Below are 24,720 nucleotides of genomic sequence, written 5' to 3'. Positions count from 1 at the left end.
TCGAGGATTGCAGCATGTTCAATGACCTGAGTCGCCTCGGTAAATACCTCGGTCAGGCCGCGCGCCTGATGGTCGGGATGCCCGACTACGACAATTACGTCGAGCATATGCAAACCAAACACCCGGACAAACCGGTGATGAGCTACGAAATGTTCTTCCGGGAACGCCAGGAAGCTCGTTACGGTGGCAAGGGTGGGCCGAAGTGCTGTTGATCTTCTAACGGATCGCAGTGTTTGAACACAACGCGTCACGCCAGTCGTGGCGCGTTTTCATTTTTACGATCAGCTACGTTCGGGAGCTTTATGACCGAGTTGCAACCCATTCCCGTCACGATCCTCAGTGGCTTCCTTGGCGCGGGAAAAACCACGCTGCTGCGCCACCTGCTCAAAGCCGAACACGGCCTGAAAATCGCCGTGATCGAGAACGAATTCAGCGACGCCGGAATCGATACCCAACTGCTGGGCGACGAACCGGTGCAAGTGATGACGCTGTCCAACGGTTGCGTCTGCTGCACCATCCATACTGACCTGACCAAGGCTCTGTACTTGCTGCTCGAGCGCCTGGACAGCGGCGAAATCGCCTTCGACCGTCTGGTGATCGAATGCACCGGCCTGGCCGACCCGGCACCGGTGGCGCAAACGTTCTTCATCGATGAAGAGCTGCGCGAGCGTTACATCCTCGACGGCATCATCACCCTCGTCGACGCGGCGCACGCTGACACTCACCTGACCCAAACCATCGCCCAGGCGCAGATCGGTTTTGCCGACCGCTTGCTGGTGAGCAAGCGCGATCTGGTGGACGACTCGACTTTTACCGCGTTGAGCGAGCGCCTGACCCGCATCAACCGTCGCGCACCGATTCGCGTGGTCGAGCACGGCAAGATCGATCTGGCCGAATTGCTCGACGTGCGCGGTTTCAATCTCAATGCCGACCTTGGTGGCGGCGTCAGCCTGCGCCCGGTGAGCAAAGCGCCGTCCATCGACCGTATTTTCAGCCTGGTGCTGCGCACCGACAAGCCGCTGGATATCGACAAACTCAGCGAGTTCATGAACGAACTGCTGGAAGACCATGGCAAGCAATTGCTGCGCTATAAGGGTGTGTTGAGCATTCTGGGTGAGCCGCGGCGGATGGTGTTTCAGGGCGTGTTGAAGTTATACGGATTCGATTGGGACACCGAATGGGCGGACGATGAACCGCGCGAAAGCGTGATCGTGTTCATCGCCGATGATTTGCCGGAAGAGAAAATCCGTGAGGGGTTTGCGCGGGTAGCGGCTGGCTAAAACACCGCTGGCGTCAGGGATGACGCCAACGCGGGCAAGCCCGCTCCCACAGGGTCCGTGGTGGACACAGGAGCCGGTAACTCCAAAGATCACTGTGTGAAAATCGATAAATTGGCATGACCGACCTGGCGATCGTACCCATCAGGAATTCAATGCCACACCTTTTTTTAGAATACTCAAAGCAAAAGTTACCTTTGATTGTTCTTCGGTTTCGGCGAGGTATATATAGCGCGAACCTCTTATTCTGGATCCTCCGACATATTTTTTTTCCCCTGACTTGATTGAGATGGGTAGATGGGGCGCGGAAATGTCGTCAAGCGTAATGACGTTGTTGCGATGGTCGGTGAGCGTAAAAGTTGTCGGGTCGGTTGTGTCGGGCTTTTTCGCGTCAAGAAGATCCAATGCGCCTGTGCATATTATCTTGTTGTGATAGTTGCCTTTATTTTTGATGGAAATAATAAAGCCGTCATCCGTATGCCCAAAATGCAGCGTTAAGGATGCGATGGTTTTGCCTTGGCCTTTCGGGCGCATGCCGAGCAGGCTAGAGTGATCGCTGGGCTGGGGTGCCCCGGTGAAAAATCCTCCGCTGAACAGAGTCAATGTGACCATGATGGGTTCGCCGTACAGCACTTCAAGAACGTTTACATCGTGATCAATCATTCTGAGTTTGGCGGTAAACGATTTTTCAATGTTGATGTTCATAAACAATCCCTTGTTTTTTTTGTGGCTAATTAAATATCGCGGGATTGAGGTTAGGTGTTTTTTTAGTTGCCTTGTAGTGCTGCATTTGTTGCAAGGTTTTAAAGAAGAAAGTGTGATTGGAGTAGAGGGGAAGTTTTAGCTGTTATTGTGTTGTGGCGAAAATCAGCGCAAAAAAATGCCCACATCGTTTGATGTAGGCATTTTTTATCGATCAACAGATTACAGTCTTTAGCGGGGCTGATTAAGCGCCGTACACTGGCATTTTCTTGCAGATGGCCTTGACCTTCTCACGAACGGCGTCGATCACCGCTTCGTTGTTCAGGTCCGCCAGGATGTCGCAGATCCAGCCGGCCAGTTCTTTGCACTCTGCTTCCTTGAAGCCGCGAGTGGTCACAGCCGGAGTACCGAAGCGCAGGCCGGAGGTGACGAACGGGGAGCGTGGATCGTTTGGCACGGAGTTCTTGTTCACGGTGATGAACGCTTTGCCCAGAGCGGCGTCGGCGTCTTTACCGGAGATCTCCTGCTTGATCAGCGACAGCAGGAACAGGTGGTTTTCAGTACCGCCGGAAACCACATCGAAACCGCGCTCGATGAACACGCCGGCCATGGCCTTGGCGTTCTTCACCACTTGTTGCTGGTAAGTCTTGAACTCAGGCTGCAGCGCTTCTTTGAAGCAGATCGCTTTGGCGGCGATCACATGCTCCAGCGGGCCACCCTGGGCGCCCGGGAATACGGCGGAGTTCAGCTTCTTCTCGATGTCGGCGTTGGCGCGAGCCAGGATCAGGCCGCCACGTGGACCGCGCAGGGTCTTGTGCGTGGTGGTGGTCACGACGTCAGCGAATGGAACCGGGTTCGGGTAGACGCCAGCGGCGACCAGACCGGCCACGTGCGCCATGTCGACGAACAGGTAGGCGCCAACCTTGTCGGCGATTTCGCGGAAACGCGGGAAGTCGAGGATCTGCGAGTAGGCGGAGAAACCGGCCACGATCATTTTCGGCTTGTGTTCAACCGCCAGGCGCTCGACTTCGTCGTAGTCGATCAGGCCATTGGCGTCGATGCCGTACTGAACGGCGTTGTACAGCTTGCCGGAGGAGGAAACGCTGGCGCCGTGGGTCAAGTGACCGCCGTGGGCCAGGCTCATGCCCAGGAGGGTGTCGCCCGCTTGCAGCAGGGCCAGGTAAACGGCGCTGTTGGCTTGGGAACCGGCGTGCGGCTGAACGTTGGCGTAATCGGCGCCGAACAGTTCTTTGGCGCGGTCGATGGCAAGCTGCTCAACGATGTCGACGAACTCGCAACCACCGTAGTAGCGCTTGCCCGGGTAGCCTTCGGCGTACTTGTTGGTCAGTACCGAGCCTTGAGCTTCCATCACCGCTGGGCTGGTGTAGTTTTCCGAAGCGATCAGCTCGATGTGTTCTTCCTGGCGCTGAGCTTCTTGCTCCATGGCGGCAAAAAGATCGGCGTCGTACTTGGCAATAGTCAAATCACGGCTGAACATGGCGGTCCTCAAGGATCGGGGCAGAAAAGGGGGGCATTCTAACCCAATGGGTTTTAGATGGCATATGAAAGGACATCATGTCGCAGACAAGTGGGCTTCATGACGGGATCAGCGGTGATCATGCTGACCTCTTCGCGGGCAAGCCTCGCTCCTACAGGATCTCCAGCGTTCACAATTTTGGCGTGCACCTGAAATCCTGTAGGAGCGAGGCTTGCCCGCGAAGGCGTCAGGACAGGCGCCACACAATCTCAGTCGAACATGAACAGCGGATCATTGCTGAACTGCGCCTCAAACCGGCTCGCCGGCATCGGCCGTCCGAACAGATACCCCTGAACCTCATCGCACCCATGCTCACGCAGGAAGTCGAGCTGCTCGTGGGTTTCCACGCCCTCTGCAATCACTGCCAGGTTCAGGCTATGGGCCATGGCGATGATCGCCCGGGCAATCTGCGCATCCTGTTCACCCGACGGCAGACCATCAACGAAGGTGCGGTCGATTTTCAGCACGTCGATCGGGAATTGCTTGAGGTAGTTGAGCGATGAATAACCGGTGCCGAAGTCATCGACTGCAATGCTCAGGCCGAGGTTTTTCAGCCCGGCGAGGATCTGCATCGCTTCGCTGACTTCACGCATCAGGATACTTTCGGTCAGCTCCAGTTCCAGGCACGCCGGCGGCAGGCCGGTTTCCTTGAGGATGTTAGCGATCCGTGTGCCGAGCTGGCCGTCGGAGAATTGCCGGGCCGAGATGTTCACCGACACCTTCGGTACGCGCACCTTGGTCTGATGCCAGGTCTTGAGCTGACGGCAGGCTTCGCTGATCACCCAGTCGCCGACATCCACCACCAGCCCGAGCTCTTCGAGCACCGGAATGAAATCCCCGGGCGGCACCAGGCCGCGACGTGGATGACGCCAGCGCAGCAGCGCTTCGGCGCCGGTCAGGCGTTTGCCGTCGCCGCTGAACTGCGGCTGGTAGTACAGAACGAATTCGTTTTGTTCCAGGGCATGCCGCAAGTCGCTTTCCAGTTCCAGGCGCTCCAGGGCGCTGGCGTTCATGTCCGCCTGATAGAACTGGAAGTTATTCTTGCCGCGCTCCTTGGCGTGGTACATCGCGGTGTCGGCGTTCTTCATCAGCTGACTGAGCTCGTTGCCATCCTGCGGGCTCAGGGCGATGCCGATACTGGCGGTGACGAAGAATTCGCGGCCTTCCAGCACGAAGGGTTTCACCAGGCTGGCGAGGATCTGTTCCGCCACATGAATCGCCCGGTTCAAGGCTACTTCACGGTTGACCCTCGGTTGCAGCAGCAAGGTGAACTCATCGCCGCCCATGCGCGCCACGGTGTCGTCATCGTCGACGCAACCGAGCAGGCGCGTGGCCATTTCCTTGAGCATGCGGTCGCCGGCGGCGTGGCCAAGGGAGTCGTTGATCGGTTTGAAACGGTCGAGGTCGAGGAACATCAGTACCACCCAGGACTTCTGCCGATCGGCCGATTGCAGCGCGGTGTGCAAACGGTCCTGGAACAACGTGCGGTTGGGCAGGTGGGTCAGGGCGTCGTAGTAGGCGAGGCGGTGAATCCGCTGCTCACTGGCCTTGCGCTCGCTGATGTCGCTGAAGAAGCACACGTAACTGGCCAGATCACCTTCATCGTCGAGCACCGCCGTGATGCCGACCCAGGCCGGGTAATGCTCGCCGTTGCGCCGCTTGAGCCAGACTTCGCCTTCCCAGGTGCTGTTCTGATGCAGTTGCTTGAGCACATAACGCAGGTGGGCTTCCTGCTGCTCGTCGACGGTCAGCATGTTCGGCAACTGGTCCAGCACCTGCTCCACGGCATAACCGCTGACGCGACTGAACGCTTCGTTAGCCTGGACGATGTAGCCGGCCGGGTCGGTGATCAGGATCGCCGACGTGGAGTGTTCGAATACCGTGGCCGCCATGCGCAGGTCTTTCTCTGCCCGGCGTTGCTGGCTGATGTCGCGACCGACGCCCAGCACGCCTTCGAAGGCACCGTGCTCGTCCCAGACCAACACCAGCCGCAGCTCGATCGGGATCTTGCGCCCGTCGGCCCGCAGGCAATCGAACAGGAACAGTTGGGTCTGCACCTGACTGCGCAACAACGCCAGTTGCTCGGGTTTATCCAGCGCTTTGCTGACCCGGTCCATCAGGTTGTAAATGCCGGTCAGTTGCTGCGGGTTGGCGATGGTCGATTGCCAGCCGTTCTGGAAGATCCACTCGGCGTCGTAGCCCAGCACGGCTTGCACCGACGGGCTGACATAGTTGAGCGACATTTTGCTGTCGGTGGAGAAAATCACGTCGCTGATGCTTTCGGCGAGCATCCGGTAACGCTGCTCGCTGTCACGCAGGGATTCGCTGGCTTCGATCTGATCGGTGATGTCCTTGGCCACGCCGATGATCCGCGTGACTTGATCGTGTTTGTCCCGCGCCAACGCCTGTTCGCGAATGTCGAAACGCCGCCACTTGCCGTCGCGATGACGGAAACGCAGCTGGCATTGCAATAATTGGGTGTAACCCGCGTGGCGCTGGGTCTGGCGCGAGCGGTGGTAGTAATCGGCGTCTTCGGGGTGCAGGAGGATTTCCCAGAAGTACTCGCCCATCTGGTGCAGCTCGGTGCGGTTGTAACCGAGGGTCTGGCCCAGGTGGTGGTTGCTGAAGATCATCCGCTGGCTGATCACGTCCTGCACGTACAGGTGATCCGGCACGGTGCGCACCACATCGGACCAGAAGCTTTCACGTTCGAGCAACGACAGCTCGATGAGTTTGCGGCTGGTGATGTCGGTGATGCTCAGGATCACCGCTTTACAATCGTTTTGGTCTTCCGGCAGGCGCAGCACCAGCCACAGGTGCTGGTCGCGGCCAGTGGCATCCTGGAGTTGGATTTCCAGCTCAAGCTGTTTCTGCTGGTTGAGCACGGTTTCGAGCACTTGGTGGCCAATGGCAGTGCCGTCCAGCGGGGAGCCATCAATCAACAGTTTCCAGGCCTGAGCGCAGGAGTTGACGTTCAGCAGTTGCAGGGCGACCTGGTTGACCTCGGTGATGCGCAGTTCCGACAGCAGCTGGCGGCGCTGCTCCGGTATTTCGAGCCAGGCCTTGAGTTGCTCGCTGTTGTGCAGGTGGGCCCTGTCGAAGAAAGTCTTGAGCCCGGAGACGTCAAGGACGCAAAGGGCAACGCCGGTGCCTTCGAAAATATCGTGATAACGTCGCCGGCCTTCATGCAGCTGACGTTGACGGCGGCGGATATTCAGCAGCGCGATGAACGGCAGCAGGGAGAAGGCCAGGCCCAACAGGCATTTGCCGATGAACGCCGGCAACAGTTGTTCGAGCACTTGCTGGCGATCGAACAGCCCGCGCAGCTGCCAATCGCTGCTGCTCAAGGGCACCGTCAGCACGCTGTTGGCCAGATCATCCGGGGACAACGCGCTCGGTTTGACCGACGGCGACGCTTCATCGCGGCTGATGATCTGGTGATTGACCCGGTTTTCCACCAGCCACAGCGGACGGATGCCGGCTTCGTTTTGTTTGCTCAGTGACGAGAAAAAGGTCGGCGTCAGGCGCAAGGCCCAGTAACCACGGCTGCTGCCGCTGGCCTGATGCAACAGCAAGTGCACCACTGAGCCGTCATCGGCATTGCTGAAATAGTGGGCCTGGGCGCGGCTGCGCCGGACCAGATCGCTGAGGTAGTCGGCGTCCTGGCTTTCGGCGGCGCTGTCGCTGAGGACTTTGCCGGAAGGACTGAGCAACGCCAGGCTGCGCAGTTCGGGCAGCGACTGTTGCAGCTTGCGCAGCAAAGCCTGCTGTTCGTCGGCAGTTTGCGGTTGTTCGACGATTGGTAGCAGGTTGAGGGCGATCTGGGCGTTGAGCGCCATGTTCAGGCTGACTTGCGCGGCCAAGTCGGCGGTGTAGTCGATGGTGTATTGGCGCTGGTGTGTCTGTGTTTCGCGAAGTTGATCCAGCAGCTGCCAGAACAGCAGCGCGAGCAGTAACAGCACGAGTGTCGCCAACGCACCCTTCAAGGATCCGCGCAGGGGCGAGCCGGTCGCAGGACTGGGTGCGCTCACGGACGATGGCGGAGGGACATTAGACAAACTGTAATCCTGCGGTTTGGCTGGACTGGCGCGACGTGCACTATAAGCCGGACGCCCGGAGGGCGGCTAGCATGCCTTGAGTTGTGGCGAAGTGCCAGCCCCTCGCGGCTGGACTGCCATCTGTCATTAAGGTAGCTTTGCCGGTTACGCGGGAGCGTTCCAGCTCCTAGACTCAGACTTTTTCAGCGCGCACGTATTGATAACCATCAAGCGGACGACGCGCACAGTCTGGCCGGGCTTCGCCTGCGCTCCAATCATTCATCTGTCACTGACCCAAGGTTCTCCATGGCTCAATACGTATTCACCATGCATCGGCTGGGCAAAGTTGTTCCTCCGAAGCGGGAAATCCTGAAAAACATTTCTCTGTCGTTCTTCCCCGGCGCCAAGATCGGCGTACTCGGCCTCAACGGTTCGGGTAAGTCCACGCTGCTGAAAATCATGGCGGGCGTCGACACCGAGTTCGAGGGCGAAGCCCGTCCGATGCCGGAGCTGAACATCGGTTACCTGCCACAGGAACCGATCCTGGACCCGACCAAGACCGTACGTGAAGTGGTCGAGGAAGCGGTCAGCGTGATCAAGAACGCCCAGGCGCGCCTGGACGAGGTCTACGCGGCTTACGCTGACGAGGATGCCGACTTCGACAAACTGGCCGCTGAACAAGCCAAACTCGAAGCCATCCTGCAGGCCAGCGACGGTCACAACCTGGATCGCCAACTGGAAGTCGCCGCCGATGCGCTGCGTCTGCCAGCGTGGGATGCCAAGGTCGAATTCCTGTCCGGTGGTGAAAAGCGTCGTGTGGCCCTGTGCCGTCTACTGCTGTCCGCCCCTGACATGCTGCTGCTCGACGAACCGACCAACCACCTGGACGCCGATTCCGTCGCCTGGCTGGAGCACTTCCTGCACGATTTCCCGGGTACTGTGGTAGCGATCACGCACGACCGGTACTTCCTGGACAACGTTGCCGGTTGGATTCTCGAGCTCGACCGCGGCGCCGGTATCCCGTACGAGGGCAACTATTCGGGCTGGCTTGAAGCCAAGTCCGATCGTCTGGCGGCTGAATCCAAGTCGCAGTCGGCTCACGAAAAAGCCATGAAGGAAGAACTGGAGTGGGTGCGCAAAGGCGCCAAGGCCCGCCAGTCCAAATCCAAGGCGCGTCTGCAACGCTTCGAAGAAATGCAATCGCAGGAATTCCAGAAGCGCAGCGAAACCAACGAGATCTACATCCCGGCCGGTCCGCGCCTGGGTGACAAGGTCATCGAGTTCAAGAACGTCTCCAAAGGCTATGGCGATCGCGTGTTGATCGACAACCTGTCGTTCTCCATGCCTAAAGGCGCCATCGTTGGCGTGATCGGCGGTAACGGTGCCGGTAAATCGACCCTGTTCCGCATGCTGATGGGCAAGGAAACACCGGATTCGGGCAGCATCGAAGTCGGCGAAACCGTGCAACTGGCGTGCGTCGATCAGAGCCGCGAAGACCTGGATGGCAGCAAGACTGTGTTCCAGCAAATCTCCGACGGTTCCGACCAGATCCGCATCGGCAACTACGAGATTCCGTCGCGTACCTACGTCGGTCGCTTCAACTTCAAGGGTGGCGATCAGCAGAAGTTCGTCAAGGACCTGTCCGGTGGTGAGCGCGGTCGCTTGCACCTGGCCCTGACCCTGAAAGAGGGCGGCAACGTCCTGCTGCTCGACGAACCGTCCAACGACCTCGACGTTGAAACCCTGCGTTCCCTGGAAGAAGCCCTGCTGGACTTCCCTGGCGCCGCCATTGTGATCTCTCACGATCGGTGGTTCCTTGACCGCGTCGCGACTCATATCCTGGCGTACGAAGACGACTCGCAAGCGGTGTTCTTCGAAGGCAACTACACCGAGTACGAAGCCGATCGCAAGAAACGCCTCGGCGAAGCGGCTTCCCAGCCGCATCGCGTACGGCACAAGAAACTGGCCTGATATCGGGTTGGTTGCATGAAAAAACGGAGCATTCGGGCTCCGTTTTTTTATGGGTGTTATTCAGATAAACCGCGGCGTAGCTTTCGCGGGCAAGCCTCGCTCCTACAGGGGAATGCATTCCAAATTGTAGGAGCGAGGCTTGCCCGCGAAGGCGTCCTCCTGATCACCCGATCTCTATGCTCAGAACCTCAATCACCAAATCCCCCACCGGCCGCTTCCACACAACTTCATCACCGACCTGCGCGCCAAGCAACGCCCGCCCCAGCGGCGAACCCCAATTGATCAGCCCGCTCGCGGCATCCGCCTGATCCTCGCCCACCAACTGCACGCGTTGTTCATTGCCCTGTTCATCGGCAAAGGTCACCCAGGCGCCCATCTGCACTTTATTAGTCGAGGAAGCCGGTACGACTAGCTGAGCACTTTGAAGGCGTTGATTGAAATACCGCCAGTCACGCTCAAGGTCGGCCTGGCGCTGTTTGTCCGCCAGTTCACCCTTCGCACTCTGTTCATTGAGCAGGTTTTGTACCTCGGCGACTTTCGCCTGAAGCTGCGCAAGCCCGGCGGGCGTGACGTAATTGGGCTGCGCGCTGACCTGCCGTTCGACTGGCTGATCGGCTTGCGCGGCGGCATTATCTTCATTGACGAAAGCGCGACTCATGGTTTTCTCCCGTTATAGGGTTTGGGCCATGGTTGCAGGCTTTTAGTTTCGGCGGATGTCTGTCAGCGACTCATGGCGAGCGATAGGCTCGGGCGGCGTCCTGGTCCTTCTGTTGCTGCCAGGCTTTATCCCGGTCGTCCCAATGGTGGCTGCGATAGTCCTGGCGATCCTCGCTTTCACGCATGGCCTGGCACTGGCGAAAACCGTCGCTCCAACCTTCGGCGTATTGCTGGTCCTTGAGATAACGCGGGACGTTCTTGCGAAACTCCCCGCTGATTGCCCCGGCGGCTTGCCGGCCACTGCTGCAACCGTCATCGAAACCATCGGCGAACGCCGGTGGATAACCTTTGGCGATCAACTCTTCGTGGGTCGTCTGGCAACCTGCGATCAACATCAACAACCCCAACACACCTGCGCAACGCCACATCTTGGACTCCCGGGCCGTTAAACGGCCTATAGAGAAAGTCTAGGACCGGATTCGTGAGGGGGATGTGCAAGGGCTGTGAAAAATCTATTGAACGCCACATACCCATGTGGGAGCGGGCTTGCTCGCGAATGCGGTGGGTCAGTCAATGATGATGTCGACTGCCCTGCCGCATTCGCGACCAAGCCCGCTCCCACAGGGGATTGGCGTCAGTAGTGATACCACTTCACCTCAAGCATCACTTCGTTCTCGGGCGAGGCGAGGTGGCTGAATTCGCGCTGGGCGCTCAGGCGCAGACCCAGGTTGCGCGACACTTCCCACTGCTGGTTCAGGCTCACACTGCGGCGCACTTCGCCGTTGGTGAAGAAATCGCCCTTGGTTTCCAGGCTGAAATTGCCCAGCGGGTTTTGCCACAGCAGGCCACTGTTGAAGCCTGCCGCTGGTGCAATAAAGCCCGCAAAGTCGTTGTTGTGCTCGACACGCACGGTGCCCAGGGCAAAGCCGAGCATGTCTTCGCCCAGTTGCCAGGTGCCGCCGCCGCCACCGTTGACGTGGCTGACCAACGTTTCGTCGTCATGCTTGCCCGGCACGCGTTCCAGACCGCCCGTGACCTGCCACGACAACGGCTGCAACAGGTCATTGCGCGGCGTCAGGGAGCGAATGGTCGCCAGGTCCAGTTGCTGGAACTGCCAGTGATTGCCTTCGTACTGGCGCAGTTTTATCTGCAGAATTTCGATCTGCGCGCCGAGCGGGAAGCTCTCGGCGTTATCGTTGAGATCGTGATAAGCCATGCGCAGGCCGTATTCACCGAACGCCTTGTCGCCCCGGGTGCCGATACCGGCCTGCCAGGTGCGGGATTCGTGTCCGTCCTCGGGTAGGCCGGGTTGCGCAATGTCCAGCTCAGGCGGTGGGTTCTGGTTGATCGCCCGCAGCAGTTCGAAACTGCGTTGCGCCTGCTCTGGATCGCGTTCCTGACCGTTGGCGCGGTAACGCTCCAGTCGATAGGCCGCATCGATGATCAGCGCCTGGCGCTCGCGGGGCTGGGCCTTGAACGCTGGCGTTTGCAATTGCTTCTGGTCGGCGCTGACTTTCAGCACCCAGTCCTGCTCGTCGCCGGTTAAAGGCTCGGCGCGGCTCAGCAGTTCACGCTCACGAGATGGACGATACTGAATGGATTCCACCAACCCGGCTTCTTTCACCGCTTTGACGGTGTCGGTCGGAATCGCGGTCAGCGGGAACTGTTCGGTCAGGCGTAAGCCTGGCCGCGCCACTTGCAGCAGCTCAAGCAGGCGATAGGAGCAGTTTTCGTCGAAAAAGAAATAGTCGAACTGGATCTGCTTCAACTCCCAGACGTGCTCGACCATGCGCTCGGTTTCTGCCTGCGTCAGGTTCAGCCGGTATTCCCACAGGTCCCGGTTCTCGAGGCTGCGGTATTCCGAGAGTTTTTCCTGATATGGCACCAGCGCAAACAGACCCGGATAGCCGCCCATCAAGCCTTTCCAGGCGTAGAGGATGCTGTTGTCCGAGCCTTCGATGTACGCGCCGAAGTTGATCGCATAACTGAGCAGGGCGGTTTGATCGCTCTGCACATTGGCCTGGTCGATGCGCAGCAAGGTATGGCCGAACATCGATGACGGACTGTTCAGATAAGCCGCCGGGAAAATCATCACCGCGCTATGGGGCGAGACATCCTTGAACCATTGCTTGAACTCCGTGCAATCGAGCTCCGGCAAATCTGTCAGGTTGAGTTGCGCTTTCAGCCAGCGGGTACGGGCCGGATAGACGCATTGCGCATGTTTTTCGCCAGCACTGGTCGGGGCATACAGCGCCTGAACGGTGGCCGCCAGTTCGCGGTCGGGGTGTTCGTTTCCATCGGGTGCGAGAAAGAACTTCCTGTCGCTGACATAGCTGCGCCATCCGCCCAGCTTGGCGGTTTCATAGTGGCCCAGGGAAATCCAGAAGGGGTCGTTGGCCAGTTGCTGCAAGCGTTGATTGTCTATGTGAGGCGCGGCGGACAGCGGGGCGCAGACACAGAGCGCCAGCCAGGCAAGGCGTTTGAACATAGTGGGCAACTTAAGTCGAAAGAAACAAAGACCCAAAGAGGGGGTAGGGCCAAAAAAACAAAACCCGCTCCCCCAAAAGGAGCGGGCGGGTCGAGCTTAAGCTTGAGTAGCGTACTTGGCCAGACGCGGATCGCTCTTCAGAACGGCCAGGGTGTTGGTATGCACATCGTCAGCGGTCACGTCAGCCTTGCTGAAGATCTGCTGGAAGTGCTCGTGAATCACGGCAGCGAAGTGCGCACGGTCTTCCGGCGCCACGCCCAGTACCACAGCGTAGGTCGTCAGCGCTTCGCCGTTACCTTTGGCCATGTCTTCGGACAGCTCGTTCATCATGCCATTCATGGCAATCCAGGATTTGCCGCCATAGGTCAGCGACGCGTTAGTCGAGCAACCGTTGGTACCGGAGGTCATACCGAACGTTGCGTTGCCGGAAGTGCCGTTGGTGGTGGATGCCAGGAAGTGAGCCGGAGTGCCACGCTGACCTTCGAACAGCATGTTGCCCCAACCGCAATCCGGGCCGCCTGGCGCCTGAGCCATGGCATTGAGGGATACAGCGGTGAAGAGAGTACCGAGAAGAATCCGTTTCATAGCTTTGTTCTCTTTATGTGCATACCAATGGACAAGGGTCTGGCCCGATCTGGCGCCAGTGGGCCGGTTATTGTTCCAGCCGCGCAGTTTGGAGTTTAGGCACGTTCCTGAGGTTCCGTTATTTTTTGCATAACATTCGTTGAAAGCATTGATTTAGCCCCGGCCCGCTTGGCGATACCGCTTTGTCTATGCTTTGGCTAGAGGCGCGCCTTGCAAGTGAGGTATGGGCAGCGCCAGAATGCCGCTATCTGCCCCGCCTGATGTAAGGAAGCCCGATGCCTGATCCTGTTGCTGCCAGCTTGCGTCTAGCGCCTGAAGCGCTGACCCGTCCGTTTTCCGCTGAACAGTTCAGCTTCTCTACCACCAATGATCTGGAGCCCTTCCGCGGTGTGCTTGGCCAGGAGCGTGCTGTCGAAGCCTTGCAGTTTGGCGTGGCCATGCCACGCCCCGGTTACAACGTATTCGTCATGGGCGAGCCCGGCACCGGCCGGTTTTCGTTCGTCAAACGCTACCTGAAGGCCGAAGCCAAACGCCTGCAAACCCCGGCGGACTGGGTCTACGTCAATAATTACGATGAGCCTCGCGAGCCTCGCGCGCTGGAACTGCCATCGGGCACGGCCGGTGCCTTCATCGGTGACATCAACGGTTTGATCGACAACCTGTTGGCGACCTTTCCGGCGGTGTTTGAGCACCCGTCCTACCAGCAGAAGAAAAGCGCCATCGACCGCGCCTTCAACCAGCGCTACGACAAGGCATTGGACGTGATCGAGCGCCTGGCGCTGGAGAAAGAAGTCGCGCTGTATCGCGACGCCAGCAACATCGCGTTCACGCCGATGAGCGAAGGCAAGGCCCTGGACGAAGCGGAATTCGCCCAGCTGCCGGAAGCCGATCGTGAACGTTTCCACGACGATATTTCCGGTCTGGAGGAGCGACTGAACGAAGAGCTCGCCAGCCTGCCGCAATGGAAGCGCGAGTCGAGCAATCAACTGCGCCACCTCAACGAAGAAACCATCACCCTGGCCTTGCAGCCGTTGCTGTCTCCGTTGTCGGAGAAATACGCAGAGAACGCGGCCGTTTGCGGTTACCTGCAAGCCATACAGGTCTACCTGCTCAAGACCGTGGTCGAGCAACTGGTGGATGACAGCAAGACCGACGCCATCGCCCGCAAGCTGCTGGAAGAACAATACGCCCCTAGTCTGGTGGTGGGGCATTCGTCCAGCGGCGGTGCGCCGGTGGTCTTCGAGCCGCACCCTACTTACGAAAACCTGTTTGGCCGCATTGAATACAGCACCGACCAGGGCGCGCTCTACACCACCTATCGTCAGCTGCGTCCGGGTGCATTGCACCGCGCCAACGGCGGTTTCCTGATCCTTGAAGCGGAAAAAATGCTCAGCGAGCCGTTCGTGTGGGATGCGCTCAAGCGCGCCCTGCAATCGCGCAAACTGAAAATGGAGTCGCCGCTGGGTGAGCTGGGCCGTCTGGCCACGGTGACCCTGACGCCGCAACACATTCCGTTGCAGGTCAAAGTCGTCATCATCGGTGCGCGTCAGCTGTATTACACGCTGCAAGACCTCGATCCGGACTTCCAGGAGATGTTCCGCGTCCTGGTGGACTTCGACGAAGACATCCCGATGGTCGACGAGAGCCTGGAGCAGTTCGCCCAGTTGCTCAAAACCCGCACCTCGGAAGAAGGCATGGCACCGCTGACCGCCGACGCGGTGGCCCGTTTGGCAACTTACAGCGCGCGTCTGGCTGAACACCAAGGGCGTTTGTCGGCACGCATCGGTGACCTGTTCCAACTGGTCAGCGAGGCGGATTTCATTCGTCACCTGGCGGGTGACGAGATGACCGATGCCGGGCACATCGAACGTGCGCTCAAGGCCAAGGCCACCCGCACCGGGCGCGTCTCGGCGCGGATTCTCGATGACATGCTGGCCGGGATCATCCTGATCGACACGGACGGCGCCGCCGTCGGCAAGTGCAACGGGCTGACCGTGCTGGAAGTCGGCGACTCGGCGTTCGGTGTGCCGGCGCGGATTTCCGCCACGGTCTACCCGGGCGGCAGCGGCATCGTCGACATCGAGCGCGAGGTCAACCTCGGCCAGCCGATTCACTCCAAAGGCGTGATGATCCTCACCGGGTATCTGGGCAGCCGTTACGCCCAGGAATTCCCGCTGGCGATTTCCGCGAGTATCGCCCTGGAGCAATCCTACGGTTACGTCGATGGTGACAGTGCGTCGCTGGGCGAGGCGTGTACGCTGATCTCGGCCCTGTCGAAAACACCGCTCAAGCAATGCTTTGCAATCACCGGCTCGATTAACCAGTTCGGTGAAGTGCAGGCGGTGGGTGGGGTCAACGAGAAGATCGAAGGTTTCTTCCGTCTCTGCGAGGCCCGCGGGCTGACCGGTGAACAGGGGGCGATCATTCCGCAGGCCAACGTGGCCACGTTGATGCTCGACGAGAAGGTGTTGTCGGCGGTGCGTGCGGGGCAGTTCCATGTCTACGCCGTACGGCAGGCCGATGAGGCGCTGAGCCTGTTGGTCGGCGAACCGGCCGGTGCGCCGGATGCCGATGGCCAGTTCCCTGAAGGCAGCGTCAACGCGCGGGTGGTGGAACGCTTGCGTGTGATCGCGGAAATGATCAGCGAAGAAGACCTCAAGGAAGCCGAGAAAGAAGCGGCGTTGGAAGCCCTGGTCGAAGCCAAACCGGCCTGACATAGAGCCCCTGTAGGAGCGAGGCTTGCCCGCGAAGACGTAGTGTCAGTCGACGTTATCATCGCCTGACACGCCGCCTTCGCGAGCGAGCTTCGCTCCTACAGTTTTTGGGGGGCTGTCGAAACCGACATCCAGCCGCCATTAGTGCCATCAGTCTGACGTCAATGTTCGCACAATGACCATTCGGCGCCTTCTGGTCTTACTTGACGTGCTAGTCAAACTTTTCTTCTATTCTCAGCTCAAGGATATCGACAGTAATCACTGGATCGAGACAGCCTTCCCGTGGGGGCTGAATACCGGATCTACCGAGGGTCGCCGCCATGTCGCGCAACCTCTGCCTCACCCGTCAATGTTTGGGCCTTGTGACCCGTATCGAGTGTGCCATCCGCCCATTGGCGGGGGATACGGGCATGTGGACCTTGCTCTTTGCCGCCGGAATGGCCGGCGAACAACCTTCCGCCATCAAGGCGCAGGGCCCGTTTCATGGCCCTTTCGTGGCGGAATCAATCCTCGACACGATTGTTGAAAGCCTGACCCTGCATGGCTACGAGCTGGCCGATGACCCGCAAATCTGGTGCCTGCACCTGCAAGCCCAACTTCGGGAAATCAACGGCGGCCGTTGCCGCAACCTCGGTGGCTGAGTTTCGGCCGGAGCACTGAACCGGCTATTGATCAAGGTGGGTCAGGTCCGCCTTGGCTAGCTTGACCTCGAATCCATATTGGACCGTGGTGAGGTCTGTTCGCTGATAACTTTCCAGACGTGTTGGCTGGCCATAGAAGTAATGCACGGCAAATAACGCCGGGCCTTCTGCGCTTGCGTCGTGACTGACCGAAAGAATTTCTTTCAGATAGTTTCCAGAGTCGTCCTTGGCGAAAAATCGCCAGTCCTGGGCAGGAAACAGCTTCAAATCGACCACCAACGCATTGCCTTTGAACTCCAGGCCTTTTGGTAATGAGTGGGCGTCGAGCGATTGTTTGGCGACCGTCGCCAGGAACAGCGGCATGGAGCCCACTGCATAGGCCGGCGTTTCCGGAAACAAGTTCAAGTCATAGGTGATGGCGCCACGTAGCGGGTCGAGCTCGTAAGCCTCTGGTGGCAGCTCGATCGGCTCGTCGCGCCTGCCGCTGCCATCCTCTGTGAAGAAAGTGACCGGGCTATCGCCGGGGCTGAACGATGTGCCGAGCAGTTCATCATTGAAGCTTCTGGGGTGATCGAACTCGATGCGCGCGGCGCTGGGGTCATCCACCGACTGACTGACGATGATGCCCTTCTTCAGTTGTTCCTCACTCAATGTCGCGCCCTTGAGCCAGCTCGGGGCCTGATCGTCATACACCACCACGGGCAAGGTCAGTGGCTGGATGGTTTTTTCCGTGGTGTGTGAGTCGAAGCGGCGCACTGGCAGGTTCAGGTCCTTGCGGGTCACCGTGGCGGCCGAGAAGTCCAGCACGCTGACCTCAACGGTTTCGACCGGTCCGTTGAAATACACTTTGCTGTAATGATTCTTCTGCTCCTCCTCGAAGGACCGCTGTTCTTCTTCGATCTGTTGTCCGAACGTCTCGCTCCAGACCTTCTGTTGCTGCAATTTCGCCAGTTGTTTTTGATAGAAGGCAATTTGCGCGGCGGTTTCATTGATCGAGCCCGAGCGCGAGAGGAATTGCCCGGTGGCGTCCTTGGCCTGGACGATCAGCGGGTTCAACGGTGTTTCGCTGACTTCCGGGGCCAACGGCGCGCTGTTGTTGAATTCGATTTCGGCGTAGTTGTTGCCCAGTTTCAGCAGGGTGACGCTGAGATTGTCGTTGGTGCGGGTCTGGCCAACGTCTTTTTTCGTCAGGTCGAAGGTATAACGCTTGCGCGGGGCAATGACCTCGACCTTGCCTTGCAGGCTTACCGGTTGGGGCTGGCTTTTGTTGTCCACTTCCAGGCCGTCGATGAACGGATAGGTCACCGTCAGATCATCCGGGTTGGTCAGGTTGGAACTCGACGGGCTCAGCTGAATCCCGGGATCGGTTTCCGACCATTCCGGCTGGAACGTGATGACGCGCTTGTTGCTCAGGGTCACCGATTGCCATTCCAGGCCATGGGGAAAGAGAAACGCGGCCGGAATGTTGAAGTTGAAGGGGAACACCGGTTGCAGATCGGTCAGGTAGTCGGAGCTGGAGTCTTTGTGCAGCACGAACAAACCATTGATGTAGGTATCCACCAGGGCCTGTGGCGTGGGGTAGTGCTTGAGCACGGCAAGAACGTCTTCGCCGTGTACGGTTTCCACGGGTTTACTGTCGAGCTTGAGTTGCGCGCGCTCAAGCAACAACAGCGAACCGCCGAGTTCGGCGACGGCATCCTTGAGTTTCGGATCTTGAATCGCATCCAGAGATTTCTCGAACTGCGCGGTCTTTTCTTCAAGGCTGGTCTGGCGCTTCTCATCGCTGGGTGAGCAGCCGCTCAGCAGCAGAGCCAGGCAAATGCCGGCACTCGTTATTGGCAATCGCACATCCATTTCCCGTCTTCCTTCCCGATGTCGCTGAGCTGTCAATAGTCTGGACACTAGCAGAAAAACTTTGTGACACACGCGCAGGTGGCGGATTTCCCGACGGTTTCTGGCTGTAACGGGGGGCTGTTATACTCGCCGCCATTTCCAGCCCACGTGTGAGATTCAATGGAACGCTTTATCGAAAATGCAATGTACGCATCCCGCTGGCTGCTGGCGCCGATCTACTTCGGTCTGTCCCTCGGGCTACTGGCGCTGGCGCTGAAATTCTTCCAGGAAGTGTTCCACGTCATTCCCAACGTATTCTCGATGGCCGAGTCGGACCTGATCCTGGTGCTGTTGTCGCTGATCGACATGGCGCTGGTGGGTGGTTTGCTGGTGATGGTGATGATTTCCGGTTACGAGAACTTCGTTTCCCAACTGGACATCGACGACGGCAAGGAAAAGCTCAACTGGCTGGGGACTATGGATTCGTCTTCGCTGAAGATGAAAGTGGCGGCCTCCATCGTGGCGATTTCGTCCATCCACCTGCTGCGGGTTTTCATGGACGCCAAGAACGTCGATCCCGAGCATTTGAAGTGGTACGTGATTATTCACATGACGTTCGTGGTGTCGGCGTTTGCCATGGGTTACCTGGACAAACTCACCAAGCACTGATTGCACTGCGCCCGGTAGGAGCGTGCGGTGCGGCGATCCGACTTGCCCGCGAAGGGGCCGTGTCAGTCGACATAGATGTTGCCTGATACACCGCCTTCGCGGGCAAGCCTCGCTCCTACACGGTAAAGGCAAACAGACGGGCGGTGTCGTTTGTGGCTTGTACTTTGATGCATCAAGGCATATGCCTGTAAGTACCTTGGCTCGACACCGTATGAGGTGCCTTTCATGAACTTCGTTGAGTTGCGTGCTTATGCCATCGCCGGGAAAATCGATGAGCTGAACCTGATCTCCATGGAAGGCGGGATCTACCTGCTGGAGGCGCGCATGCATGGTGCGGCGTATCCCTTGAGTGATGCCCACGACAAGATGGTTCACCTGCGATCGGTCGAGCATGCGCGTCAAATGCTTCATGCCTTTCCCTCCTTGCCATTCAATCTTGTACACACCTTGGTTCATGATGAAATGTGCGGGCTCGGTGCCAACGTCGAGGAAAGTCTGAAGGTGCCGATTGCCTTCCGTTCTGCCTGGCACCACTGACACCTCTCATCAGCGCAACGACATCTGTGCTAGTCTGCTGGCCCTTTTGGTTCCGGGCGCTCCGGGACGCGCTGTGCACGCACGGCAAGTTCCAGGGCCGTCCGCACAGCGGAGCAGTGTCATGTCCGAAGTAAATCTGTCCACCGACGAAACCCGCGTCAGCTACGGTATTGGCCGTCAGCTGGGCGACCAACTGCGCGACAACCCGCCACCGGGCGTTAACCTGGACGCGATCCTGGCGGGTCTGACCGACGCATTCGCCGGCAAGGAAAGCCGTGTGGGTCAGGAAGAAATGTCCGCAAGCTTCAAGGTGATCCGCGAAATCATGCAAGCTGAAGCAGCAGCCAAAGCTGAAGCAGCTGCTGGCGAAGGCCTGGCATTCCTGGCTGAAAACGCCAAGCGTGACGGCATCACCACCTTGGCTTCCGGCCTGCAATTCGAAGTGCTGACCTCCGGTGAAGGCGCCAAGCCAACCCGTGAAGATCAAGTGCGTACTCACTACCACGGCACCCTGATCGACGGCACTGTATTCGATAGCTCCTACGATCGTGGTCAGCCTGCAGAATTCCCGGTCGGCGGCGTGATCGCTGGCTGGACCGAAGCCCTGCAACTGATGAACGCCGGTAGCAAATGGCGTCTGTACGTGCCGAGCGAACTGGCTTACGGCGCTCAAGGCGTTGGCAGCATTCCACCGCACAGCGTACTGGTATTCGACGTCGAGCTGCTCGACGTTCTGTAAGACCTTGATCTTGTAGGAGCGAACGGTGCGGCGATCCGACTTGCTCGCGAAGGCGGTGTGTCAGTCAACGATGATGTTGAATGTTATGGCCTCTTCGCGGGCAAGCCTCGCTCCTACAGGGTTTTGCGTCATCTTCATATTTCGATCTTGTGGTTCAGATCGCTTGTCGGGCGCAACGCCCGGGCATAGCAAAACAGAAACAGATTGCGCACCAGTTCCTTGAGCACTACCGGCTCGCTGGAACTCAAGCCGTTGACGTCCAGATCACCCTGATCCTGCAGCTCGTTCAAGGCTTCTTCTTCAAGCACCGCACAGACTTCCCCGGTTTCCCGATGCAGGATTCTGAGGTACGGGTGTGGGCGGTCCAGCCAGGCATCGATCAAATAAGTCATGGGTCTCATCTCCATTGATGGGTTTCAATGAGAATAATTCTTATTCATCAAATAGCAAGGGCCTATTGGCAGTTTGTGATTTTTTCGGGGTAAAGATTGCGTAAGGTCAAAACGGCTGGCGTTTGGCTACTGCGAGGGATGGCTGGGCGACGCGGGGGAGGGTGAAGCACCATCCCACGCGCGGCGCGGGATGGAAGACAACCGATTCAGACTTTTCTGACGAACTCGGATTTGAGCTTCATGGGGCCGATGCCGTCGATCTTGCAGTCGATGTCGTGATCGCCATCGCACAGGCGGATGTTCTTGACCTTGGTACCGACCTTGACCACCAGCGATGTGCCTTTGACCTTCAGGTCCTTGATCACGGTAATGGTGTCGCCGTCCTGCAGGACGTTGCCGACCGAATCCTTTTTCACGGTGTCATCGGAAGCCGCTTCGGCTTCGCCACTGGCGGACCACTCGTGGGCGCACTCAGGGCAGATCAGCTGCGCGCCGTCTTCATAGGTGTATTCGGAATTGCATTTTGGGCAGGGTGGCAACGTGCTCACTAAAGCTCCTTGGTTTGAGGATGATTTTGTAGGAGCGAGGCTTGCCCGCGAATGCGGTGTGTCAGTCCACATCGATATCGCCTGACACGCCGCTTTCGCGAGCAAGCTTCGCTCCTACAGGGCCGCGGGTTAATGCGTGCGGGCGACCGCGAATTCACTCAATTCAACCAATGCATCGCGATACTCACTGGCTGGCAGCGCATCGAGGCATTTGATCGCGCGGGCCACGTAATCACGGGCCAGTTGCGCGGTGTAATCCAGCGAACCGGACGCTTCCACTGCTTCGCGGATGCTTTCCAGGTCTTCGATCCCGCCTTTCTGGATCGCCTTGCGCACCAGTGCAGCCTGCTCCGGTGTACCTTCGCGCATGGTGTAGATCAGGGGCAGGGTCGGCTTGCCTTCGGCCAGGTCGTCACCGACGTTCTTGCCCAGGGTTTCCGCGTCGCCACGGTAGTCCAGCAGGTCGTCGACCAGTTGGAAGGCTACACCGAGGTGATCGCCAAACGTACGCAGGGCTTCGGCCTGTTGCGGCGTCGCTTCGCACAGGGCCGCCGCACTGTGGGTCGAGGCTTCGAAGAGCATCGCGGTTTTACCGCGGATGACTTCCATGTAGGTTTCTTCGGTGGTGCTGGCGTCACGAACCTTCGACAGCTGCAACACTTCGCCTTCGGCGATGATGCGCGTGGCTTGCGAAAGAATTTTCATCACTGGCATGGAGCCCAGTTCGACCATCATCTCGAAGGAGCGTGAATACAGGAAGTCGCCCACCAGCACGCTCGGAGCGTTGCCCCACATGGCGTTGGCAGTCGAGCGGCCACGGCGCATGCCGGACATGTCGACCACGTCGTCGTGCAGCAGGGTGGCGGTGTGCAGGAACTCGATGGTTGCGGCCAGCAGACGCAGGTCATCGCCTTCGCGACCCAGGGCCTTGCCACACAGCAACACTAGTAGAGGACGCAGGCGTTTACCGCCAGCCGAGGTAATGTAATCGCCGATTTTCGATACCAGCGGCACTCGGGAAGTCAGCTGCTTCTTGATGATGCCGTCGACGGCGCTAAAATCGTCCGCCACCGCGCGGTAGAAAGCTTGGGGTTGCATCAGCGACAGTTGCTCCAGAAGGGTTGCGCGGCATGCTAGGACCCACGTCGGCGGGTGTCAAGGCACGATGGACGGCCTCTTGCATCGCCCCGGCAGCTTGCGTACAATCGCGCACCCTGAACTTCCTGGGCAGCACCTGCCTTACGCAATTGCAAACAGGCCTTCCAGCCTTATGCAGCCATGCCAGCCAATACCTCTTCTTATAAAGAGCTGGGTGAGCAGGATTATCGGAGAAATACCATGTCGTACGCAGTAATTGTTACTGGTGGCAAGCAATACAAGGTCGCCCCAGGTGAATACCTGAAGATCGAAAAACTGGAAATCGCTACCGGCGAATCCGTTACTTTTGATCGCGTTCTGTTGGTCGCCAATGGCGATGACGTGAACATCGGCGCTCCAGTTGTTGCCGGCGCTACCGTTGTGGCTGAAGTGATCTCCCAAGGTCGTCACGATAAAGTCCGCATCATCAAGTTCCGTCGTCGTAAGCACCACATGAAGCGTATGGGCCACCGCCAGTGGTACACCGAGATCAAAATCACCGGTATTCAGGCTTAATTTCAGCCTAATTCCTCACTAGGAGAATTGACTCATGGCACACAAAAAAGCTGGTGGTAGTACCCGTAACGGTCGCGACTCAGAAGCCAAACGCCTTGGCGTGAAGATGTATGGCGGCCAGGTTATCATTCCGGGCAACATCATCGTGCGTCAGCGCGGCACCCAATTCCACGCCGGTTACGGTGTTGGCATGGGTAAAGATCACACTCTGTTCGCTAAAATCGACGGCGTGATCAAGTTCGAAGTAAAAGGCGCTTTCAACCGCCGTTACGTGAGCATTGTCCCGAAGACTGAAGTCGTCGCGGCATAATTACGTAGTTGCTGGAAAAGCCCTGTCTCGCGACGGGGCTTTTTCGTTTGTGGGGTGAGTCTCTTGCAAAGCTGTTTGTGATGGGCTCCAGCGCTGGATTTTCGGTCGTTGATTGAGGTCGCTGCGCTCATTTTTGCAAGAGTCTTATGTCTGGATTTTTTCGGCTCGTCCGTATGACGAGAGGCGTTTTGTTATGAAGTTTGTTGATGAAGTATCGATTCGAGTAAAGGCCGGCGACGGCGGCAACGGTTGCATGAGCTTCCGTCGCGAGAAATTCATTGAAAACGGCGGCCCGAACGGCGGTGATGGTGGTGATGGCGGCTCGGTCTACATGATCGCCGACGAAAACCTCAACACCCTGGTCGACTACCGTTACACCCGGCACTTCGATGCCGAGCGCGGTTCCAACGGCGGCAGCACCGACTGCACCGGCAAGAAAGGTGAAGAGCTGGTGCTGCGTGTTCCGGTGGGCACCACTGTCATCGATTCTGCCACTCAGGAAATCATCGGCGACCTGACCAAGGCCGGTCAGAAGCTGTTGGTTGCACATGGCGGCTGGCACGGTCTGGGTAATACCCGTTTCAAATCCAGTACCAACCGTGCTCCGCGTCAGACCACTCCGGGTAAGCCGGGTGAGGCGCGTGACCTGAAACTGGAAATGAAAGTGCTGGCCGACGTGGGTCTGCTGGGCTTGCCGAACGCCGGTAAAAGTACCTTCATTCGCTCGGTATCGGCCGCCAAGCCGAAAGTCGCCGACTACCCGTTCACCACGCTGGTGCCGAACCTGGGCGTGGTCAGCGTCGATCGTTGGAAGAGCTTCGTGGTCGCGGACATTCCGGGTCTGATCGAAGGCGCTTCCGATGGCGCGGGCCTGGGGATTCGCTTCCTCAAGCACTTGTCGCGTACCCGTTTGCTGCTACACCTCGTCGACATGGCGCCGTTGGATGACGCCAGCGCCCCGGATGCCGCTGAAGTGATCGTCAGCGAGCTGACCAAGTTCAGCCCGTCCCTGGCTGAGCGTGATCGCTGGTTGGTGCTGAACAAGTGCGACCAGATCCTTGAAGAAGAGCATGACGCTCGCGTCAAGGAGATCGTTGATCGCCTGGAATGGACCGGTCCGGTTTACGTGATCTCGGCCATTTCCAAGCTCGGTACCGAGCGTCTGTGCCACGACATCATGCGTTACATGGAAGATCGTGCTGACCGTCTGGCTAACGATCCGGCCTACAAAGAAGAGTTGGCCGAACTCGATCAGCGCATCGAAGACGAAGCTCGTGCCCAGTTGCAGGCCTTGGATGACCAGCGTGCCCTGCGTCGCAGCGGCGTGAAGTCGGTCCATGACATCGGCGACGATGATTGGGACGAAGAAGATGTGGATGACGAAGACGGTCCGGAAATCATTTACGTGCGTGACTGATCCGTTGCGATAA

21 protein-coding genes and 1 pseudogene are annotated in these 24,720 nt (G+C 58.5%); 11 read left to right on the top strand and 11 right to left on the bottom strand.

Features of this window, described 5'->3' with window-relative positions; translation table 11 throughout:
- Positions 1 to 14 precede the first annotated feature (14 nt).
- Entirely contained in the window at positions 15 to 212 is a 198-nt protein-coding gene (locus ACYZTM_RS11045) for a YbdD/YjiX family protein (protein ID WP_007895266.1), read from the top strand.
- Positions 213 to 302: 90 nt separating this feature from the next.
- Positions 303 to 1,280 carry a GTPase gene (yjiA, locus tag ACYZTM_RS11040; protein WP_461988625.1) on the top strand — a complete coding sequence of 326 codons (978 nt, stop codon included), beginning with the start codon at positions 303 to 305 and terminating at the stop codon, positions 1,278 to 1,280.
- Positions 1,281 to 1,421: 141 nt separating this feature from the next.
- On the opposite strand, the gene ACYZTM_RS11035 is transcribed toward yjiA, so the two are convergent.
- The 3 genes from ACYZTM_RS11035 to ACYZTM_RS11025 all read right to left on the bottom strand — a co-directional run bounded on the left by ACYZTM_RS11035 (position 1,422) and on the right by ACYZTM_RS11025 (position 7,574).
- Positions 1,422 to 1,982: a hypothetical protein gene (locus ACYZTM_RS11035; RefSeq protein WP_461988623.1), complete on the bottom strand. Its 561-nt coding sequence runs from the start codon at positions 1,980 to 1,982 to the stop codon at positions 1,422 to 1,424.
- Positions 1,983 to 2,223: 241 nt separating this feature from the next.
- Positions 2,224 to 3,477 carry a serine hydroxymethyltransferase gene (glyA, locus tag ACYZTM_RS11030; protein WP_461988621.1) on the bottom strand — a complete coding sequence of 418 codons (1,254 nt, stop codon included), beginning with the start codon at positions 3,475 to 3,477 and terminating at the stop codon, positions 2,224 to 2,226.
- 248 nt (positions 3,478 to 3,725) lie between these two features.
- Positions 3,726 to 7,574 carry a sensor domain-containing protein gene (locus ACYZTM_RS11025; protein WP_461988619.1) on the bottom strand — a complete coding sequence of 1,283 codons (3,849 nt, stop codon included), beginning with the start codon at positions 7,572 to 7,574 and terminating at the stop codon, positions 3,726 to 3,728.
- Positions 7,575 to 7,859: 285 nt separating this feature from the next.
- Between ACYZTM_RS11025 and ettA the strand changes: the two genes are divergently transcribed.
- Positions 7,860 to 9,524 carry an energy-dependent translational throttle protein EttA gene (gene ettA, locus ACYZTM_RS11020; protein WP_461988617.1) on the top strand — a complete coding sequence of 555 codons (1,665 nt, stop codon included), beginning with the start codon at positions 7,860 to 7,862 and terminating at the stop codon, positions 9,522 to 9,524.
- Between the two features lie 163 nt (positions 9,525 to 9,687).
- Here the strand turns inward: ettA and ACYZTM_RS11015 are convergent, their stop codons facing one another.
- The 4 genes from ACYZTM_RS11015 to ACYZTM_RS11000 form a co-directional block, all read right to left on the bottom strand.
- Positions 9,688 to 10,182: a GreA/GreB family elongation factor gene (locus ACYZTM_RS11015; RefSeq protein ID WP_461988615.1), complete on the bottom strand. Its 495-nt coding sequence runs from the start codon at positions 10,180 to 10,182 to the stop codon at positions 9,688 to 9,690.
- Positions 10,183 to 10,252: 70 nt separating this feature from the next.
- Positions 10,253 to 10,609, bottom strand: a complete 357-nt coding sequence (locus ACYZTM_RS11010) for a hypothetical protein (protein ID WP_131061866.1) — start codon at positions 10,607 to 10,609, stop codon at positions 10,253 to 10,255.
- Between the two features lie 206 nt (positions 10,610 to 10,815).
- Entirely contained in the window at positions 10,816 to 12,669 is a 1,854-nt protein-coding gene (locus ACYZTM_RS11005) for an Lnb N-terminal periplasmic domain-containing protein (protein WP_461988612.1), read from the bottom strand.
- Between the two features lie 96 nt (positions 12,670 to 12,765).
- A complete protein-coding gene (locus tag ACYZTM_RS11000; RefSeq protein WP_461988610.1) occupies positions 12,766 to 13,254 on the bottom strand; it encodes a DUF3015 domain-containing protein in 489 nt (162 codons plus the stop codon).
- Between the two features lie 275 nt (positions 13,255 to 13,529).
- Here ACYZTM_RS11000 and ACYZTM_RS10995 point away from each other — a divergent pair, with 275 nt between their 5' ends.
- Together ACYZTM_RS10995 and ACYZTM_RS10990 are read left to right on the top strand one after the other, a co-directional pair.
- Positions 13,530 to 15,968 carry a Lon protease family protein gene (locus ACYZTM_RS10995; protein WP_461988608.1) on the top strand — a complete coding sequence of 813 codons (2,439 nt, stop codon included), beginning with the start codon at positions 13,530 to 13,532 and terminating at the stop codon, positions 15,966 to 15,968.
- A gap of 320 nt (positions 15,969 to 16,288) precedes the next feature.
- Positions 16,289 to 16,628 (top strand): annotated as a pseudogene (locus tag ACYZTM_RS10990) (PA4575 family protein).
- 5 nt (positions 16,629 to 16,633) lie between these two features.
- Here ACYZTM_RS10990 and ACYZTM_RS10985 read toward each other — a convergent pair.
- Entirely contained in the window at positions 16,634 to 18,463 is a 1,830-nt protein-coding gene (locus ACYZTM_RS10985; protein WP_461988606.1) for a hypothetical protein, read from the bottom strand.
- Between the two features lie 159 nt (positions 18,464 to 18,622).
- On the opposite strand from ACYZTM_RS10985, the gene ACYZTM_RS10980 reads away from it, so the two are divergent.
- The 3 genes from ACYZTM_RS10980 to ACYZTM_RS10970 all read left to right on the top strand — a co-directional run bounded on the left by ACYZTM_RS10980 (position 18,623) and on the right by ACYZTM_RS10970 (position 20,387).
- The gene (locus tag ACYZTM_RS10980; protein ID WP_131061871.1) at positions 18,623 to 19,111 is read left to right on the top strand and encodes a TIGR00645 family protein; all 489 of its coding nucleotides are present in this window, start codon (positions 18,623 to 18,625) and stop codon (positions 19,109 to 19,111) included.
- Between the two features lie 225 nt (positions 19,112 to 19,336).
- Positions 19,337 to 19,648 (top strand): DUF6482 family protein, encoded by a 312-nt coding sequence (locus ACYZTM_RS10975; RefSeq protein ID WP_461988604.1) that lies wholly within the window; start codon positions 19,337 to 19,339, stop codon positions 19,646 to 19,648.
- Positions 19,649 to 19,769: 121 nt separating this feature from the next.
- Positions 19,770 to 20,387 (top strand): FKBP-type peptidyl-prolyl cis-trans isomerase, encoded by a 618-nt coding sequence (locus ACYZTM_RS10970; RefSeq protein WP_131061733.1) that lies wholly within the window; start codon positions 19,770 to 19,772, stop codon positions 20,385 to 20,387.
- 134 nt (positions 20,388 to 20,521) lie between these two features.
- On the opposite strand, the gene ACYZTM_RS10965 is transcribed toward ACYZTM_RS10970, so the two are convergent.
- The 3 genes from ACYZTM_RS10965 to ACYZTM_RS10955 all read right to left on the bottom strand — a co-directional run bounded on the left by ACYZTM_RS10965 (position 20,522) and on the right by ACYZTM_RS10955 (position 22,425).
- Positions 20,522 to 20,779, bottom strand: coding sequence for a PA4570 family protein (locus ACYZTM_RS10965; RefSeq protein WP_128874481.1), 258 nt, complete (start codon positions 20,777 to 20,779; stop codon positions 20,522 to 20,524).
- Between the two features lie 206 nt (positions 20,780 to 20,985).
- Positions 20,986 to 21,327, bottom strand: coding sequence for a zinc ribbon domain-containing protein YjdM (locus ACYZTM_RS10960; protein WP_010467527.1), 342 nt, complete (start codon positions 21,325 to 21,327; stop codon positions 20,986 to 20,988).
- 129 nt (positions 21,328 to 21,456) lie between these two features.
- Complete coding sequence (locus ACYZTM_RS10955) at positions 21,457 to 22,425, bottom strand: polyprenyl synthetase family protein (protein WP_131061734.1); 969 nt, start codon at positions 22,423 to 22,425, stop codon at positions 21,457 to 21,459.
- A gap of 240 nt (positions 22,426 to 22,665) precedes the next feature.
- Between ACYZTM_RS10955 and rplU the strand changes: the two genes are divergently transcribed.
- The 3 genes from rplU to cgtA all read left to right on the top strand — a co-directional run bounded on the left by rplU (position 22,666) and on the right by cgtA (position 24,707).
- Positions 22,666 to 22,980, top strand: coding sequence for a 50S ribosomal protein L21 (gene rplU / locus ACYZTM_RS10950; RefSeq protein WP_003176051.1), 315 nt, complete (start codon positions 22,666 to 22,668; stop codon positions 22,978 to 22,980).
- A gap of 34 nt (positions 22,981 to 23,014) precedes the next feature.
- A complete protein-coding gene (gene rpmA, locus ACYZTM_RS10945) occupies positions 23,015 to 23,290 on the top strand; it encodes a 50S ribosomal protein L27 (protein ID WP_003215862.1) in 276 nt (91 codons plus the stop codon).
- 193 nt (positions 23,291 to 23,483) lie between these two features.
- On the top strand, positions 23,484 to 24,707 hold the full coding sequence (cgtA, locus tag ACYZTM_RS10940) for an Obg family GTPase CgtA (RefSeq protein ID WP_461988601.1): 1,224 nt from the start codon (positions 23,484 to 23,486) through the stop codon (positions 24,705 to 24,707).
- Positions 24,708 to 24,720: the final 13 nt, after the last annotated feature.

This window comes from Pseudomonas sp. MDT2-39-1 (assembly GCF_054898085.1).
The sequence above is the reverse complement of the archived record's forward strand: the minus strand, read 5'-3'. Positions and strand labels throughout refer to the sequence as shown.